The 14912-nt window shown below is 42.1% G+C and carries 14 protein-coding genes; 5 read left to right on the plus strand and 9 right to left on the minus strand.

All coding sequences use genetic code 11. The features are described 5' to 3' along the window. Positions 1-76: 76 nt before the first annotated feature. Complete coding sequence (gene udp, locus C2M32_RS17830; protein WP_105169664.1) at positions 77-829, plus strand: uridine phosphorylase; 753 nt, start codon at positions 77-79, stop codon at positions 827-829. A 64-nt stretch (positions 830-893) separates the two neighbouring features. On the opposite strand, the gene cdd is transcribed toward udp, so the two are convergent. The 3 genes from cdd to ppc form a co-directional block, all read right to left on the minus strand. Beyond that, a complete protein-coding gene (gene cdd / locus C2M32_RS17835) occupies positions 894-1760 on the minus strand; it encodes a cytidine deaminase (RefSeq protein ID WP_105169665.1) in 867 nt (288 codons plus the stop codon). Positions 1761-1804: 44 nt separating this feature from the next. After that, positions 1805-2173 (minus strand): hypothetical protein, encoded by a 369-nt coding sequence (locus tag C2M32_RS17840; RefSeq protein WP_105169666.1) that lies wholly within the window; start codon positions 2171-2173, stop codon positions 1805-1807. A gap of 194 nt (positions 2174-2367) precedes the next feature. After that, positions 2368-5001, minus strand: coding sequence for a phosphoenolpyruvate carboxylase (gene ppc, locus C2M32_RS17845; protein ID WP_105169667.1), 2634 nt, complete (start codon positions 4999-5001; stop codon positions 2368-2370). Positions 5002-5121: 120 nt separating this feature from the next. Between ppc and C2M32_RS17850 the strand changes: the two genes are divergently transcribed. From C2M32_RS17850 to C2M32_RS17865, 4 genes are all read left to right on the plus strand, one after another. After that, the gene (locus C2M32_RS17850; protein WP_105169668.1) at positions 5122-5505 is read left to right on the plus strand and encodes a thiol-disulfide oxidoreductase DCC family protein; all 384 of its coding nucleotides are present in this window, start codon (positions 5122-5124) and stop codon (positions 5503-5505) included. Continuing rightward, on the plus strand, positions 5498-6232 hold the full coding sequence (locus C2M32_RS17855) for an SDR family oxidoreductase (RefSeq protein ID WP_105169669.1): 735 nt from the start codon (positions 5498-5500) through the stop codon (positions 6230-6232). The genes C2M32_RS17850 and C2M32_RS17855 overlap by 8 nt, the downstream gene beginning before the upstream one ends. Before the next feature lie 32 nt (positions 6233-6264). Further along, the gene (locus tag C2M32_RS17860; protein WP_105169670.1) at positions 6265-6927 is read left to right on the plus strand and encodes a flavin reductase family protein; all 663 of its coding nucleotides are present in this window, start codon (positions 6265-6267) and stop codon (positions 6925-6927) included. Between the two features lie 254 nt (positions 6928-7181). Beyond that, on the plus strand, positions 7182-7880 hold the full coding sequence (locus C2M32_RS17865) for a tetratricopeptide repeat protein (RefSeq protein ID WP_442792729.1): 699 nt from the start codon (positions 7182-7184) through the stop codon (positions 7878-7880). 38 nt (positions 7881-7918) lie between these two features. Here C2M32_RS17865 and C2M32_RS17870 read toward each other — a convergent pair whose 3' ends face one another. The 6 genes from C2M32_RS17870 to C2M32_RS17895 form a co-directional block, all read right to left on the minus strand. Beyond that, positions 7919-9322 carry an aldehyde dehydrogenase family protein gene (locus C2M32_RS17870; RefSeq protein WP_105169672.1) on the minus strand — a complete coding sequence of 468 codons (1404 nt, stop codon included), beginning with the start codon at positions 9320-9322 and terminating at the stop codon, positions 7919-7921. Positions 9323-9812: 490 nt separating this feature from the next. Further along, positions 9813-10055: a hypothetical protein gene (locus tag C2M32_RS17875; RefSeq protein ID WP_105169673.1), complete on the minus strand. Its 243-nt coding sequence runs from the start codon at positions 10053-10055 to the stop codon at positions 9813-9815. Between the two features lie 131 nt (positions 10056-10186). Continuing rightward, positions 10187-10732: a hypothetical protein gene (locus C2M32_RS17880; RefSeq protein ID WP_158678267.1), complete on the minus strand. Its 546-nt coding sequence runs from the start codon at positions 10730-10732 to the stop codon at positions 10187-10189. 445 nt (positions 10733-11177) lie between these two features. After that, positions 11178-12152: a transposase gene (locus tag C2M32_RS17885; protein ID WP_105169675.1), complete on the minus strand. Its 975-nt coding sequence runs from the start codon at positions 12150-12152 to the stop codon at positions 11178-11180. Positions 12153-12418: 266 nt separating this feature from the next. After that, on the minus strand, positions 12419-12817 hold the full coding sequence (locus C2M32_RS17890; RefSeq protein ID WP_105169676.1) for a hypothetical protein: 399 nt from the start codon (positions 12815-12817) through the stop codon (positions 12419-12421). A gap of 608 nt (positions 12818-13425) precedes the next feature. Next, positions 13426-14874: an SLC13 family permease gene (locus C2M32_RS17895; RefSeq protein WP_105169677.1), complete on the minus strand. Its 1449-nt coding sequence runs from the start codon at positions 14872-14874 to the stop codon at positions 13426-13428. Between the last annotated feature and the right edge of the window lie 38 nt (positions 14875-14912).

Consider the following 14912-nt stretch of genomic DNA (forward strand, 5'->3'; position numbering starts at 1 on the left):
CAAAATCGGACATCTGTCCTGTACTTTAGTGCGCTTAATAACAAACATTACGCTTTATACAAAAATAAGGTTTACTATGGACAAGGTATTTCATTTAGGGCTAAACAAACAAGCACTTAACGGTGCAACTTTAGCCATTGTACCGGGCGATCCTGAGAGAGCTAAACGCATAGCTCACAAGCTAAGCGACCCTATCTGTCTAGCACAAACACGTGAGTTTCATGTGTACTTGGCAACACTAAGCAATCAGCCTGTGGTGATTTGTTCAACGGGTATTGGTGGACCTTCTACCTCTATTGCTGTGGAAGAACTGGCACAACTTGGCGTTCGTACATTTTTAAGAGTAGGAACAACCGGAGCCATCCAACCGCATATTAATGAAGGTGATGTGTTAGTCAGCACTGCGTCCGTTAGGTTAGACGGAGCCAGTCAACACTTTGCACCTTTGAGTTACCCTGCTGTATCTGATTTTCACTGTACTCAAGCTATGGTTAACGCATGTATTGAGTTAGGTGTCACTCATCATATTGGCATCACGGCTTCTAGTGATACTTTTTATCCCGGCCAAGAGCGTTATGATACTTACTCAGGCTATGTAAACAAGGCTTTTCAGGGTAGTTGTGAGGAGTGGCAAAAGCTCAATGTAATGAACTACGAGATGGAGTCCGCTACTTTATTTACTATGTGTGCCGCATTGGGACTTAAGGCTGCCTGTGTCGCAGGAGTGCTGGTAAATAGAACCCGTCAGGAAATTCCAACCGTTGACCACGGCAAAGTTGAAAATGATTCGGTCGCAGTAGTTATCAAGGCCGCTGAATTATTATTATAAAATAGACTGACCTATCACTGTCGCCTCAATGCATCTGACCTTGAGGCGACTGTATCTTTTGCTGTTACTTAAATTCCGCTAGCACGTGTGTCAACGTCGCATCAGTGGCATAGCTTTGCAATACGGCATCCGCTACAGCTTTTTGGTTCTCATGCCCTTTGGTTTCTACCAAAGTGATCGCACTTATCACTATTTCATCAAGCTTTAAGCCCGCCAGAGCCAGTTGACTCAATGCCCCTTGCATAGGTGACAAGCTAGGACTGTAGGCCGCGTTTTCAGCATAACGGCCGTAAAATTGGCCATGCGTTTGCGTGCTTATTTCCACTGCTGATAAATTTCCTGAATAAGGCGCATAAGCATTTTGTAGATGTGCTCTGAGTGTCTCGCTCATTTCTTTTGATAAGCGCTCAATACGGCTCTGAGAGCTGGCCATCAGACGCTGCGAGTTGTCTAAATCTTGTGGACCAAAAGCACTGGGCAATAGCTCACCCAGACTGGTATTCAATGTTGGCAGCATTATGGCCAGTTCTGCGGATTTATCGAGTTCATTCATAAATTGACGGCAATAACCGCAAGGCGCGTCACTGATGGCCATACGACTAATTTCATTGGCACCATTTAACCAAGCGTTATTGATAGCTGATTGTTCGGCATGCACCACCAAACTCAACGCCTGATGAGAAAACTCTAAGTTAGCACCTAAATATGCGCTGCCAGTTGTCTTATCAAAAGCTACTGCGCCAACGTTAAAATGAGAAATAGGAGCCTGAGAAAAAGTTGCTGCCACAGGTAGTAGCGCTTTTAGAAGTGTATCTAGATCACAGCCAAGTTGCGATTGTAGCTCATCCAGTTGTGCGTGAGAAAAGTGACCGCGATTGCTTTTTGCTTGCTGTTCTAATTGTTGTAATTGTTGCGGATTAAATACTGCCATTATTAAAACATAATTGATTAATGGCAGCACAGTTTAAGCAGATTCTACAAATTACACAACCATTGCTTTGCAGATTTAAAACATTCAAAGTTTTCTGCATTAACGTTGTAGCGCTTTGCTTTTTGCAAAAATAGATCGTGCATATACCCTTCAAAACCAACGACTCTAGCAACTGTAAAATCACGTAAGTAATGGGCGACTTTTGGCATAAAGTCAACAATATCTATCGCAGCAAAACAATGCTCAACGTCACTTAAGTCGATTAGAATCTTCGAACTGTTATGCGCTTTTGCGTAGTCATTTGCGATTTGATAAACATTCACCACGTCCTCTGCATTAACGCAGCCACGTAGCGTCATTAAGATCAAAGACGTCGTATCATCATAAGTGATACTGGTAGAAAGTGTAGACATTGGACCTCAAGTAAAAAAATACTCCAGCTTCGGAGTAGTAAAAAAGCCATCTGGTATAACCAGTGGGCAATTCTATGTTAGCCAGATGCAATGTCAACAAATTTAACCATAAGAAATGATGGAAACACAAATAAACAACCCAAAAGGATGAGTTTTTACTCACCCTTTTGTCAATGACCGTTAATTATTTGTGATTAGCCAGTGTTGCGCATACCCGCAGCTATCCCTGTCATCGTAATCATCAGCGCATTGTCGATATCAGCACTGTGACCCGCTCGTGCACGGTTCAATAACTCAACTTGAAGCACATTAAGTGGGTCAGTATAGGGGTTTCGCAGCGCAATTGACTCCTTTATCCAAGGTTGTGCTGATAGCAGCGTTGAGTCTGGCGCAAGTCTCTGTACCAAATCTCGTACTTGATCCAACTCATTCCTCAGCTTTTGCCCTAATGGCTTTAATTGTTCATCTACTAGCCCCTGCTCATAATGTTCACTTAGCCAGCTATCCGCTTTGCAGAACACCATTTCCAGCATTTCCAAGCGAGTCCTAAAAAATGGCCAATGTTCACTCATATGTTTTAACGTTTGCTCTCCATAGCGGTCTACAGCAGCTTGCAGACCTTGCAAAGCGCCAAGCCATGCTGGCAGCATCAAGCGGTTTTGGCTCCACGCAAAGATCCAAGGAATTGCTCTGAGACTTTCAACGCCCCCTTGCGGGTTACGCTTCGCAGGCCTTGAACCCAGTGGCAATTTGGCCAGTTCTACTTCTGGTGTTGCCATTCTAAAATAGGGTACAAATTGTGGGTCTTCTCGCACGATACTGCGATAGTGATCACATGATGCTTCAGTAATGAGAGCCATCACCTCTTTCCAGCTACTCTCAGGCTGTGGTGGAGGTAAAAGGTTACTCTCGATAATGGCGCTGCTATATATTGCTAAACTTTGCGCCGCTACTTTTGGCAGGCCAAATTTAAAGCGGATCATTTCGCCTTGCTCAGTAACCCGCAACCCATTTTTCAACGAACCGGGTGGTTGCGAACGCAGCGCCTGTGCTGCAGGTGCCCCACCTCGGCCGATTGTACCACCGCGCCCGTGGAACAAGTTCAGTTCGATGTCCTGTTTATCACACAACTCAACTAACTTTTCCATTGCGCTGTATTGCGCCCATCCAGCCGCCATCATTCCTGCATCTTTTGCAGAATCGGAATAACCAATCATGACAAACTGCTTGCGATTGATGTGTTGACGATACCAAGATTGAGCAAACAGCTCGGTCATAACCTCTGCACTACGATTAAGGTCATCCAGTGTTTCAAACAATGGCGCCACAGGCATTTTAAACGTGCAACCACTTTCTTGAAGCAACAATTCAACGGCCAATACATCGGACGCATTTTGTGCCATGGAAATAATGTAGATACCCAGCGCTTGGGCGTCTTGACTGGCAATAACTTCAAAGGTGTCTAACACTTCTTGTACATTGCTACTTGGGCGCCAATGCTTAGGGATCAAAGGCCGTCTAGAGTTGAGTTCAGCCAGTAAGAACGCCTGTTTATCTTGCTCTGACCAATCAGCATATTTGCCCAACCCTAAATACCCTGTGAGTTCACTAAACACTTCCGTATGACGGGCTGAGTCTTGCCTAATATCTAACTTACAGAGGTTGATGCCAAAGCAGTTTAGTCGGCGTAACACATCCAACAATAAACCATTGGCTATCACGCCCATGTTCACCTGAGTGAGTGAACGATAGATAAGCTCCAGCGGCGCTTTTAACTGTGAAACATGGGTAATTTTGTCTTGTTTCTTACTCGGCTCTTGCTTAATTTTATGTTCCAACGCCGCAATCGTTTCGCTTACTTGTGCTTTAAGAATTTTCAATAAGTACCTATATGGCTCGCTATGCTCACCCACCTGTTCTTTCAACTCATTGCTAGCACAGTGCATAGACAACTCGGCACTGAGTTTATCCAGATCTCTAAAGTACAGGTCGAGTGCCATCCAGCGACCATGATCCAGCACTGTTTGTGTAACTTGCGCGGTCACAAATGGGTTGCCATCTCTATCTCCCCCCATCCATGACGTGAACGCAATGGGTGAAAAGTCCTCTGGCAACTTAAGCTCAAGGATTTCGCTACTAAAGCGGTGGAACTGACGAATAAACTGCGGAACTGCGTGCCACAGACTATTTTCAATAACAGCAAACCCCCATTTCGCTTCGTCTAACGGTGTTGGCCGTTTATCTCGAATATCATTGGTGTGCCACGCCTGACTGATCAATTGCTCAATTCTATTGTACAAGTAGTCTTTATGCTGCTCATCTAGTTCATGTAATTCAAGCGCTTCTAAACATTCGCTTAACTCAACATGCTTGCTGATAATCGTGCGTCTTGTTACTTCCGTGGGGTGAGCAGTAAGTACAAGATCCATTTTCAAATTGGCGACCACATCTGCAACTTCATTGAGATTAAGTTTACCGTTATCAACTTGCGCTTTTAGGTCAACTAAGGTCTGTCTCAAGGCACTCAATGTCCCCTGTGGTGAACCTTGTTTAGAAATGGTATGAAACTGCTCGGCAACATTCGCAAGGTTAAGAAAATGATTAAAGGCACGTGCTACTGGCAATAGCTCTTCGTCTGTTAGAGAGTGTAAAGTTTCAATAAGCAATGCTCTATCTTGCTCATTGCCACTGCGAGAAGATTTGGACAATTTGCGGATTTGCTCAACTTTATCGAGCACTTCTTGTCCTTGAGCTTGTTTAATTGTTTTTCCTAGCATCTCCCCCAACATACTGACATTTGTACGTAATGTTTGATATTGCTCAGTCATAATGCATCCTTTGTCGATATTCTATACTACTCACTATACCGAGATTAATTCGATTTACGAGCGATCTGTTTTTAACTGTTTTACGTAAGTTACTCTAACAAAGTTATTCAACAGTTTGATATGAAAATATTTTATGATGGTCAGTGCCCCTTGTGCGTCGCTGAAATGAAAAAGCTACACAGGTTCGATCACCACAAACAAATAATATTAGTAGATGTGCATGACGAAAATTTTGCAACGCAATATCCACACATAGATAAATGCAAAGCTTTAAGCGTATTGCATGCTGAAGACGACAACGGCGAGGTCTTTTTCGGACTTGATGCCACCTACCAGGTGTGGAAATTGGTTGGCAAACATCGCTGGCTGAAAATCCTACGTGTTCGCCCTATACGCTGGTTTGCTGATTGTTGTTACTGGCTATTCGCCAGAAATCGTATGCGTTTGTCACGCCTGTTACTGCCAAGCCGCTGCAACAATCAAAGGTGTAAACTCGATGACTAAACCTGCAATTATTATTATCGGTGCCAGTAGCTCCATAGCCAAGGCTTTCTTTCGCGAGCAACATGAGCGCTATCCACAACATCTTATTATCACCATTAGCCGCCATAGTGTTGAGGACCTTTATACAAGCCCTGAGATGCACCACCGCCATATTATTTGTGACAACTCTCCCTCAGAGATAGCGAGGGTCATCGACGATATTGCACCGTTTATTCCTACCACGCAGAGCATCACCATTTTCAACGGTCAGCTACATAATGCCAACTTCAAACCAGAAAAGCGCCTGGAAGACATTCAAAGCGATTATCTACAGTGGTTATTTACTGTAAACACCATCACACCGCTTTTGTGGCTCAAAGGTATGGGTGAACTTTTGAATAACAACAGCCAATGTGTGCTAACTTGTCTCAGTGCAAGAGTCGCGAGCATTGACGATAATTCACTGGGTGGTTGGTATGGCTATCGTGCCAGCAAGGCAGCTTTAAACATGGCGGTTAAAACCCTGTCGGTAGAACTTACGCGTCGCGCCAAACACTGTAAATGTGTACTTTTTCATCCAGGCACCACCGACACACCGCTTTCTAAGCCCTTTCAAAGTAATGTACCAGAGGGTAAATTGTTCAGTCCTAAATTTGTCGCCATACAACTCAGTAATTTACTCACTCAAACCGTTGCCAATGGCCAAGTTGACTACATTGACTGGCAAGGTAAGCCCATAAACTGGTAAGTATAATTCTCCACGTAGTGACAGGAAATAATATGCACATTTGCTCAGCCGATATTGAAAACCTAGACAAATTAACCCGTGTAAATTTAATTAATTCATTGAGTGGTTTTAAGAGTGCGAACCTCATTGGCACTGTCGATAAGCTCGGACAAGAAAATTTATCGATAGTCAGTTCAGTCTTTCACATTGGTGCCAACCCGCCACTGATAGGGATGATCATCCGTCCACATTCGGTACCGAGACACACACTGGAAAACATCATTGAAACCGGTGTTTATACAATCAACCACGTCAATACAGAGATTTTTGCGCAAGCTCACCAAACCTCTGCGCGCTATGACAAACATATCTCCGAGTTTGAAGCAGTGGGCTTGCAAGCCGAGTACAAAATCTCCTTCAAAGCCCCATTCGTTTTACAAAGTAAGTTAAAAATGGCTGTAGAACTTATGAGCACTCAGACCATAGAGCTCAACCAAACAGAGCTGGTGATCGGTAAAATTACAGATATATATCTTGAGGACGAACTCGCCTATTGTGACGATGGATTTGTGGATCTGGAACGTCTAAATACGGTCGCGCTCAGTGGGCTGGATAAATACCACTCAACCACAGCAATTGCCCGACTGAGCTACGCAAAGTGTGATAAACCTTTGTCATACCTAGCAACCTCACCAAAAAACAGCGACTCAAATTAAACAGCAATTGCACACATACCTATGAATTAGACTAATAAATTACCAAATATGACCCAAAGTGCCGATTTACTGACCATGGCTTTAATCTTTACTTGCACTTAGCTTACGATCAGTGGTCCAATGTATTACATTGCTTGTATAATATTGCACCGAACAGCAATAGCATTTGGTGTTTTTAATACCTGCAGCATCAAGAAATATTCAGGAGGCATAACATGTGGTATTCAAGAGTAAGACTCGCCGTATGTATCGGCATGTTAGCTTGGGCAGCACCAAGTAGTGCAACCCTAGAGCAAGGGATTGAAGCAGCTAACAGCGGACAGTTTGAGGTAGCACTTAAAGAGTTCCGATATCTTGCTGATATGGGATATGGTCCGGGCATCTATGAGCTAGCAAAAATGTACCAAGGTGGCTATGGCGTTCCAAAAGACCTTCATAAAGCCGCGAAGTTATTTCAAGACGCCGTCAACACAGGGGTCGCAGATGCTATGTTTTCTTTGGCCGTGATGTATGAAAACGGTGAAGGCGTCAAGCAAGATAAGCAAAAAGCGGTAGAATTATACACTCGCGCTGCTAAAAAAAATCTCGCCGCTGCACAATTCAATTTAGGTGTGATGTATACCAACGGTGATGGTGTCATTAAAGATTACCATACCGCTATGGATTGGTATGAGAAAGCCGCAGCCAGCAACTACACCCTCGCCCAGTTCAATTTAGCTTTGATGTATTATCAAGGTCTGGGTGTTAGCAAAAATATTGAGAAATCTTATATTTGGAATACAGTCGCGGAATACAATGGCAGTCGCCAAGCTGCAAAAAGCCGCCAGTTGGATGAACAACAGTTGTCGCCTTCACAAATAGAGCGAGCAACAGAAAAAGCCAATGATATTTACTACAAAATTCAAGAGCGTAAATATATTCCAGAAATCAGACCTCGTAAGGCTTCTTTCTAAAAATTGCGTGTTAGTCAATGGCTTTGCCCATTGACTAACTATTTAAGCATCAACTTTTTAACCAAATTAATCAGCACTTTAGATTGCTTCACCATTAATTTCATTCGTAGCTGTGTTTTTTTGTCGCTTTGCAAAATGCTTTTAGCGTGGCTCACCGCCAAAAAGCCTTCTTTTGCATGATATTGACCCATACCTGAGTTGCCTATCCCGCCAAAAGGCAGATCCTCAACCGTAACCTGAAGCACCACCTCATTGATAGCAAGCGATCCTGTGCGTATGGTTTTACTCACTCTATCTATCAAATTCACGTCATGGCTAAATAAGTATGTTGCCAATGGGCGCTCACCTAACTCCACTTTCCGTAATGCAGTATCAATATTGTCCACAATAACAATAGGTAAGATTGGTCCAAATATTTCACTTTGCATCACCGCCATATCCTCTTTGACGTCTGTGATGATGTGTAAGCCCATTCTTTGTGATTGATGCTGCTCCTTAATCGGTGGCCAAATCGTAGCCGCTTTTTGTTTGGCATCTAACAGCACCTGACGTAAGCGATTCAACTGTCTTTCATTGATGATACTCGTCAGTTTCGGATCACTTTCTTGCTCAGGGTAGTAAGCCTTATAACACGCTTTTAATTCATTGATTAACGGCTCTGCACATTGCTTTGTAACCAAGACATAATCCGGCGCGACACATATTTGCCCCGCATTGAGTAGTTTGCCAAATAATATGCTTCTTGCGGTATGTGCTATATCCGCATCATCCGCAACAATCACCGGCGATTTACCACCTAATTCTAACGTGACAGGCACCAAGTTCTCCGCCGCCGAAGCCATAACCTTTTTACCGATTTCACTTGCTCCGGTAAAAAATAGATGATCGAACTTCAATTTCGAAAATGCAGCAGCAACGAGATGATCGCCCTCCACAATAATGCAATGCTCAGGTACATCAGAAAATATCTTTTTAATGACTTGATTAACATTGGGAGTGAACTCACTAAGCTTTAACATCACTCTATTACCTGCGGCCAATGCAGTAATAACAGGCGTCAAAGCTAACTGTATCGGATAATTCCACGGTGCGATGACCCCAACAACACCTTTTGGCGTATATTGCACATGTGCTTTTGATGGCCAAAGCATGAAGCCTGCTTTTCTTTTATCAGGCTTCATCCAACTTTTTAAGTGCTTTAAGATGTAATCAAACACACTCAGAGTAGGAATAACATCACCAAAAATAGAATCAAACTCAGTTCTGCCATTAAAGTCTTTATCTGCGGCCATAACCAAGGCATTACTATTATCAACAACTCGGCGTCTGAGTTGTTTCAATAACTCACAACGCGATTGATAGCTCATATAAGGCTCTTGTAAAAAACCAGCCTGCAACGACATAAGTTGTTTATTTAACTCAGACAATGATTCTACTTGCATAAGTGACACATCCATATTAGTGATTAGACCACTATAACAAGCGCTCAAAAGAACGCAATATTTTCACTTTATATTGCCATATACAGCAAAAGTGAGGTTGTTACACAAGGCGAGGTTTTTAGATGTAAACACTACAATTAGCTCGTTTTAATACATGATTAAATTACTTTTATTATTTTAGTGGCACTAACTACCAATGCTTACATCACAACTTTATATGTCGTTAACTTAATTTTAAATATCAATACGTTAGAAAGAATATCAGTTCTGTGCCATTTACGAACCTTCAATGCTTGAATCTGACATTCTGTTGGGTGGCGCCTTCGGCTTAACCAACCTACCCCTTGACGTAGGTCGGGATAAGGCGCGCAGCGCCGCCATCCGACAAAAGTTGTTTAATCACAATGGATTTCCTGCATCTTTCGAATTGTTTATAGCAGCTTTAAAAAGTCGTTTTTCAAACTCAACAACTAGAAACTTATCTATAATTTCAGTTCCCATTTTCTTTTCTTTGCTCAGTGCTTGGTTGTGTTTTCCAGTCCTTTGTCGACTCAGAACCGCACAACGCATCAATTTCTTCATCAGAAAACGCAAATTCCTCTGGCTTCTCAATATCTTTCACCTCTTCATAAATGGAGTAAATACATCGTTGTCCGTTCTTCGAAACGTAAACGAAAGAACTATTGCGACGAATAACATAACCACCATCATTTTCTAACATTATCTCCCCCATTATTTTTTTTCCTTTAATCCGCATTTGCGTGCACTGGTGCAACCTTTCACTTTTTAAATGCTCTTCATTGACACTGACACACACATCATTTTTGACTGCGTATTCGATATAGCTATCACCTGTTACATACCCTAAAGTGACGGTAAAATAATAATGGATATTAAAAATGGGATTGAATAGATAACGCCAAGCGTTGCAAAGATTAGTACTAAACCTGTTGTGATGAATGCAATTGGTGACCATAAGAATGACTTAAGCGATTTTAAAATTACCTTATCAAACGAGAATGTTGAGGTTTCAATATAGTGCTTAATCTTCTCTTTATTTCTATTAATAGTTGGTGGTATCAACCCTAGGATCAGTAATACGATAAGCCAGCTAGGACTATCTATTAGCCTAGCGATTGCTACACTCCAAAAGTTCTCAACATTTAGTGCTTTAAGGGCGTGCAAGTAACCTAGTACAGCCGAATTAAACACCTCTCTCAACTCATAGCTACCTTCTATATTTCCCAATCTCATTGCGAGTATCATTCCCTTTTGGTAACCCACACCAAACAAACCAGCAATGACAGTTGCTATGCCAATAAGCTGAATTAACAACGTCATCAGCTCTTTCTTTTCTTTTTTGTCGCTAACCGATACGGATTCCGTAACCTGCTTTACTTCTGATTCCATAATTGCCCTTATCATTAAGTTTTCTTTAGGGTACAAAAAAGGCACTACCAATTGGTAGTGCTGTAACTGCCCCAGTTTTAGTACAGCTCATTAGTAGAATTATACTGCCTCAAGATAGCCCATAAGAGTCTATCGCAGGGTAAACGGCACCCCACAAACCAACTCAAAGCAACTCAAAAACTCAAAGCAAAAACTCAAAGGACAGCCACTTTAGCAACTCAAAAACTCAAAGGACAGCCACTTTAAAAAGACATTAAAAAGAGCTTTCAAAAAACTCTCAATGACAAAACAGCTAACTTCGTCGCTAGATGTTATCAAAATCATGCCTAATATGGATATGTAATTGCTGAAATTACCCGCTTTTTAATCTATTTCTCACCCTTTAAACGCACGTATCCCTGCTATTTTGAAAGCATAAAAGTAAATGAATGAAATGAGCTTTTTGTCAGCTTAGTAACGTTGTGCAATTTGAGATGCTGTGTCTTCGCTTATGTTGTTGTCGCTCGCAATACAAGTCCAGCGCATGCTCTTTGCCTACCGCACCATGAAACACCTTTTCAAACTGAGTAGTGAGTTTTAGCCAGTTGTCTGCCTTGATATTCAACCGCTCAAGAATCGGTGCTTGGCGCTTCGCTATGTGACCGCGTTTGTCTTGACGAATACACTTCCCTGTAAGCTCAACAAGTTCAAGGTAACTTTTAAGCTCGAAGGGAAGGCCTTTAGGCATATGTTTTCTGGGGATACCTGCAAAGCGTGCAAGTTGCTTTGGCTGTTTACCCTCTGTGGCTTGTGCACAACGTATTTGAATACTGGTGTGGGCTGACTCTTCTGGTGTCTTTGCCATTTTGGCTCTGATTGGGTTTAAATCAACATACGCCATACAGGCCATCAATGCGGTCTCATCCAGTAACGCTTGGCTTTTAAAGCGCCCTTCCCAGAATCTGCCAGTACACCCATCTTCTTTGTTCGCTTCACGTGCGATGCCTTCGTTCAACACCCGCATAAACCAGCTAATGCTCGACAGTCGGCGTCGGTATTCTTTTATCTCTTTGTCTAAAAAGAATCTTTGACCTTCGTCTAGACGCTCATCGTGCAGATATTTATGACCCAGAATCGAGCCTTTAAACAACTTGTGCCAACGTATGAGTACAGCTCTGTCACTGAGTCTTTGGGCTTTTTTATCATCCACATACAGCACCACATGGGTATGATTGCTCATCACCGCAAACGCACATATATCAATGCAAAACACCTGAGCTAAAAACAACAATCGCTCTTCTACCCACCCTCGGCGGTGCTCATACGACTTACCCGTCAATTTATCTTCACCGCACAAAAATGCACGGCGAACACAACGTGAAACACAATGATAATACCGAGTATCCGACAAACTGATTTGTCGCTTCCTTGCTAATCCCATCGTTCACTCCTTGAACTTAGAATTGATTTAATTTTGAAGAACTCAAAGCTTAGACAAAACTGGTCGATTCACAACATGCAAATTGAGGTGGGTGTCCATGTTAATTCTGCAAATTGAGGTGGGTGTCCATGTTAATTGGGTGTCCATGTTAATTGGGTGTCCATGTTAATTGTGGGTGTCCACGTTAATTTTTTTTCTAATTTTTTCCACGTTAATTTTTTCAAGGAGCAAAAGCCAACTGTTTTTTATCCTTGTTTAACAGCTTGTTAGTTTTCAACTGCCGCTACCAATTTGCCGTCAATTGAAAGATTGCCATCGTGAATTAAGACATCGCCAAGCCACACTGAACCGTAAAATTTATTGTCCAGATACAGTTCTTTATTGTACCGACCAACAATTTCCAATTTATGCCGACTCGAATGTGTGCCAAATATTACAGTATGCCGTAAAGGTAAAGGTGACGTTTTACCTACTGTTGAAATGGGCAAAAGTTCCTCACTGTAGGGTTCCATAATTTTGACGGTTAGCCCAGGGTGATTGACATTATATTCCACCCAATCACCAACTCTCTTACCTGCATCTGCGCCAGTCAATCCAATCATGTTGGCGCAACCTGATAAAAAAAATACAATCCCAAACATGCTCAATTTGAAAAGCGTACTCATAGAATCCTCTGAAAAACTAACAGCGTATTATCGAAAATTCCTGTTAACACTCAATATGTCAATTACCAGAATTATCAAAATACGATTTTTAATAATCTAATTATTAACAACTTACACATAGCTACAAGGAATTACAATTGTTTAGACTACCCTATACCCGAGAATTTACTTAATCGAGAATGAATAAAATTACATAACGAGAATACATATTAAAAATAGTAAGAAAATTAATAACTTAAGTTTTTAAGAAAGTTTTATCGAGAAGCCGCTTAAATTACATAACGAGAATCGATTGTTTTTAAGTCTAGATTTTGAATGTCCATTCCTCGCTCATAGCTTTGCTCGCTACCAACGGTCGTTCTTCGCTCTAAGCCGCACTTAGAACATTTATGTTAACTCACTTCGGGGCAGAAACGCGTTAGCTGTACGTCCGTTTTATAGACTTGAGTCAATCCCACCAGATTACTTTGACCGATTCTTGATCGCCCATAACAGCCTATTGCAGGGTAAACCGCACCCCACAATAGTACTTTAGGCAGCAAGCTTAGCGACTCTTCAAAGGTAGCGGCGCAAAATAGCTATGCTAAGCATGTATGATGTACATGCTTTTAATAACCAAACAACCACGCCCCTAGCGTCATGGTAAGTACCGTTATAAGTACAATCGCTAGAATATTCATGGCGAAGCCCGCTTTGATCATTTCTCTAATTTTTATCTCACCAGAGCCAAAAATGATGGCATTTGGCGGGGTTGCTACGGGCATCATAAACGCGCAACTCGCAGCAATTGCCGCAGGAATAACCCAAATTAACGGCGTTCCGGAGATCTGCTCAGCTATCGGACCTAACAATGGTAAAAAGCCAGCAGCGGTTGCCGTGTTGCTGGTAAGTTCAGTTAAAAAGCAGATCAAAGCAGCTACCAATATTACCCCAACTACCAGTGGGACTGCTGAGGCCCCAGCTAATGAGTTAGCCACATAATCCGCCAAACCAGAGCTCTTAATTTGTGATGCCAAGGTTAAGCCACCACCAAACAATAGCAAAATTCCCCAAGGCAATTGATTTGCTGATTGCCAATCCATGATCTTTTGCCCTTTGGTTCCTGAGGGAAGTATGAATAGTAATAAAGCAGCTGCAATGGCTATGCCAGTATCAGTAATATTTAACCCGGTCCATTGCGCTAAATACGGGCGTAAAATCCAGCTTAGCGCTGCAAACACAAATACCGCAAAAACATTCTTTTCGGCCACTGACATTGCACCTAATGAGTGTAACTGCTTAGAAAATAATTTAGCTAAATCAACATCACTCGAGGTCACTTTTACCTTAAACGCAAAGCGTGTTAGCCAATACCATGAAAGCACAATCATCAATACACTAAATGGCGTCGCAAGTACCATCCATTGTGCAAAACCTATTTTGATCTGATAGTTTTCCCACAAATAAGCAGCCATTAATGCATTTGGAGCTGTACCTATCAATGTGCCAACACCACCTATACTGGCACTGTAAGCAATGGCCAGTAGTAAAGCTTTACCATAGTTATCACAGTTACTCTTATTCTCTTGTAAAACATGAATAACCGAAAGTGCTATAGGTAGCATCATCAATGTGGTTGCGGTGTTGTTGATCCACATAGATAAAAAGCCACTCACCAGCATCATTGCCAAGATTTGTACCCGAGCGTTGTTACCACAACGCAACATAGTATGTAGTGCAATTCGTTTATGTAATTGCCACTTTTCCATCGCAATGGAAATCAAGAATCCGCCTAGGAATAAGAAGATAAGTGGGTGGGCATATAAACTAGTCGCCGCTTTGATATCGTTGATCCCAGCCAATGGCACCGCCAATATTGGCACCAAAGAAGTCACAGGAATGGGCACCACTTCACTCACCCACCAAATTGCCAACCAAATCGCGAGTCCAGCCGTACTCCACGCCTGTGGGCTTAACCCCACTGGAGGCTGTGTCACGCAAGTGATTAAAAACAGGATTGGTGCAAACCAAAGTAACAATGTATTGATATTAAAATTATTATTTTTTATTTCTGTCATAAAGATAGCCAACTGCTTTTTCTTGGCACCAGTGTATT

Origin of the sequence: Pseudoalteromonas sp. T1lg23B (assembly GCF_002964665.1) — a bacterium.
In the GTDB taxonomy this organism is placed as follows: domain Bacteria; phylum Pseudomonadota; class Gammaproteobacteria; order Enterobacterales; family Alteromonadaceae; genus Pseudoalteromonas.

Bases quoted from the DNA above. Each gene is read 5' to 3' on its own strand.
- C2M32_RS17860 (WP_105169670.1), top strand. From the start codon at position 6,265: ATGCACATTTGCTCAGCCGATATTGAAAACCTAGACAAATTAACCCGT.
- C2M32_RS17875 (WP_105169673.1), bottom strand. From the start codon at position 10,055: ATGGGGGAGATAATGTTAGAAAATGATGGTGGTTATGTTATTCGTCGC.
- C2M32_RS17855 (WP_105169669.1), top strand. From the start codon at position 5,498: ATGACTAAACCTGCAATTATTATTATCGGTGCCAGTAGCTCCATAGCC.
- C2M32_RS17870 (WP_105169672.1), bottom strand. From the start codon at position 9,322: ATGCAAGTAGAATCATTGTCTGAGTTAAATAAACAACTTATGTCGTTG.
- ppc (WP_105169667.1), bottom strand. From the start codon at position 5,001: ATGACTGAGCAATATCAAACATTACGTACAAATGTCAGTATGTTGGGG.
- cdd (WP_105169665.1), bottom strand. From the start codon at position 1,760: ATGGCAGTATTTAATCCGCAACAATTACAACAATTAGAACAGCAAGCA.
- C2M32_RS17850 (WP_105169668.1), top strand. From the start codon at position 5,122: ATGAAAATATTTTATGATGGTCAGTGCCCCTTGTGCGTCGCTGAAATG.
- C2M32_RS17880 (WP_158678267.1), bottom strand. From the start codon at position 10,732: ATGGAATCAGAAGTAAAGCAGGTTACGGAATCCGTATCGGTTAGCGAC.
- C2M32_RS17890 (WP_105169676.1), bottom strand. From the start codon at position 12,817: ATGAGTACGCTTTTCAAATTGAGCATGTTTGGGATTGTATTTTTTTTA.
- C2M32_RS17865 (WP_442792729.1), top strand. From the start codon at position 7,182: ATGTTAGCTTGGGCAGCACCAAGTAGTGCAACCCTAGAGCAAGGGATT.
- udp (WP_105169664.1), top strand. From the start codon at position 77: ATGGACAAGGTATTTCATTTAGGGCTAAACAAACAAGCACTTAACGGT.
- C2M32_RS17885 (WP_105169675.1), bottom strand. From the start codon at position 12,152: ATGGGATTAGCAAGGAAGCGACAAATCAGTTTGTCGGATACTCGGTAT.
- C2M32_RS17840 (WP_105169666.1), bottom strand. From the start codon at position 2,173: ATGTCTACACTTTCTACCAGTATCACTTATGATGATACGACGTCTTTG.
- C2M32_RS17895 (WP_105169677.1), bottom strand. From the start codon at position 14,874: ATGACAGAAATAAAAAATAATAATTTTAATATCAATACATTGTTACTT.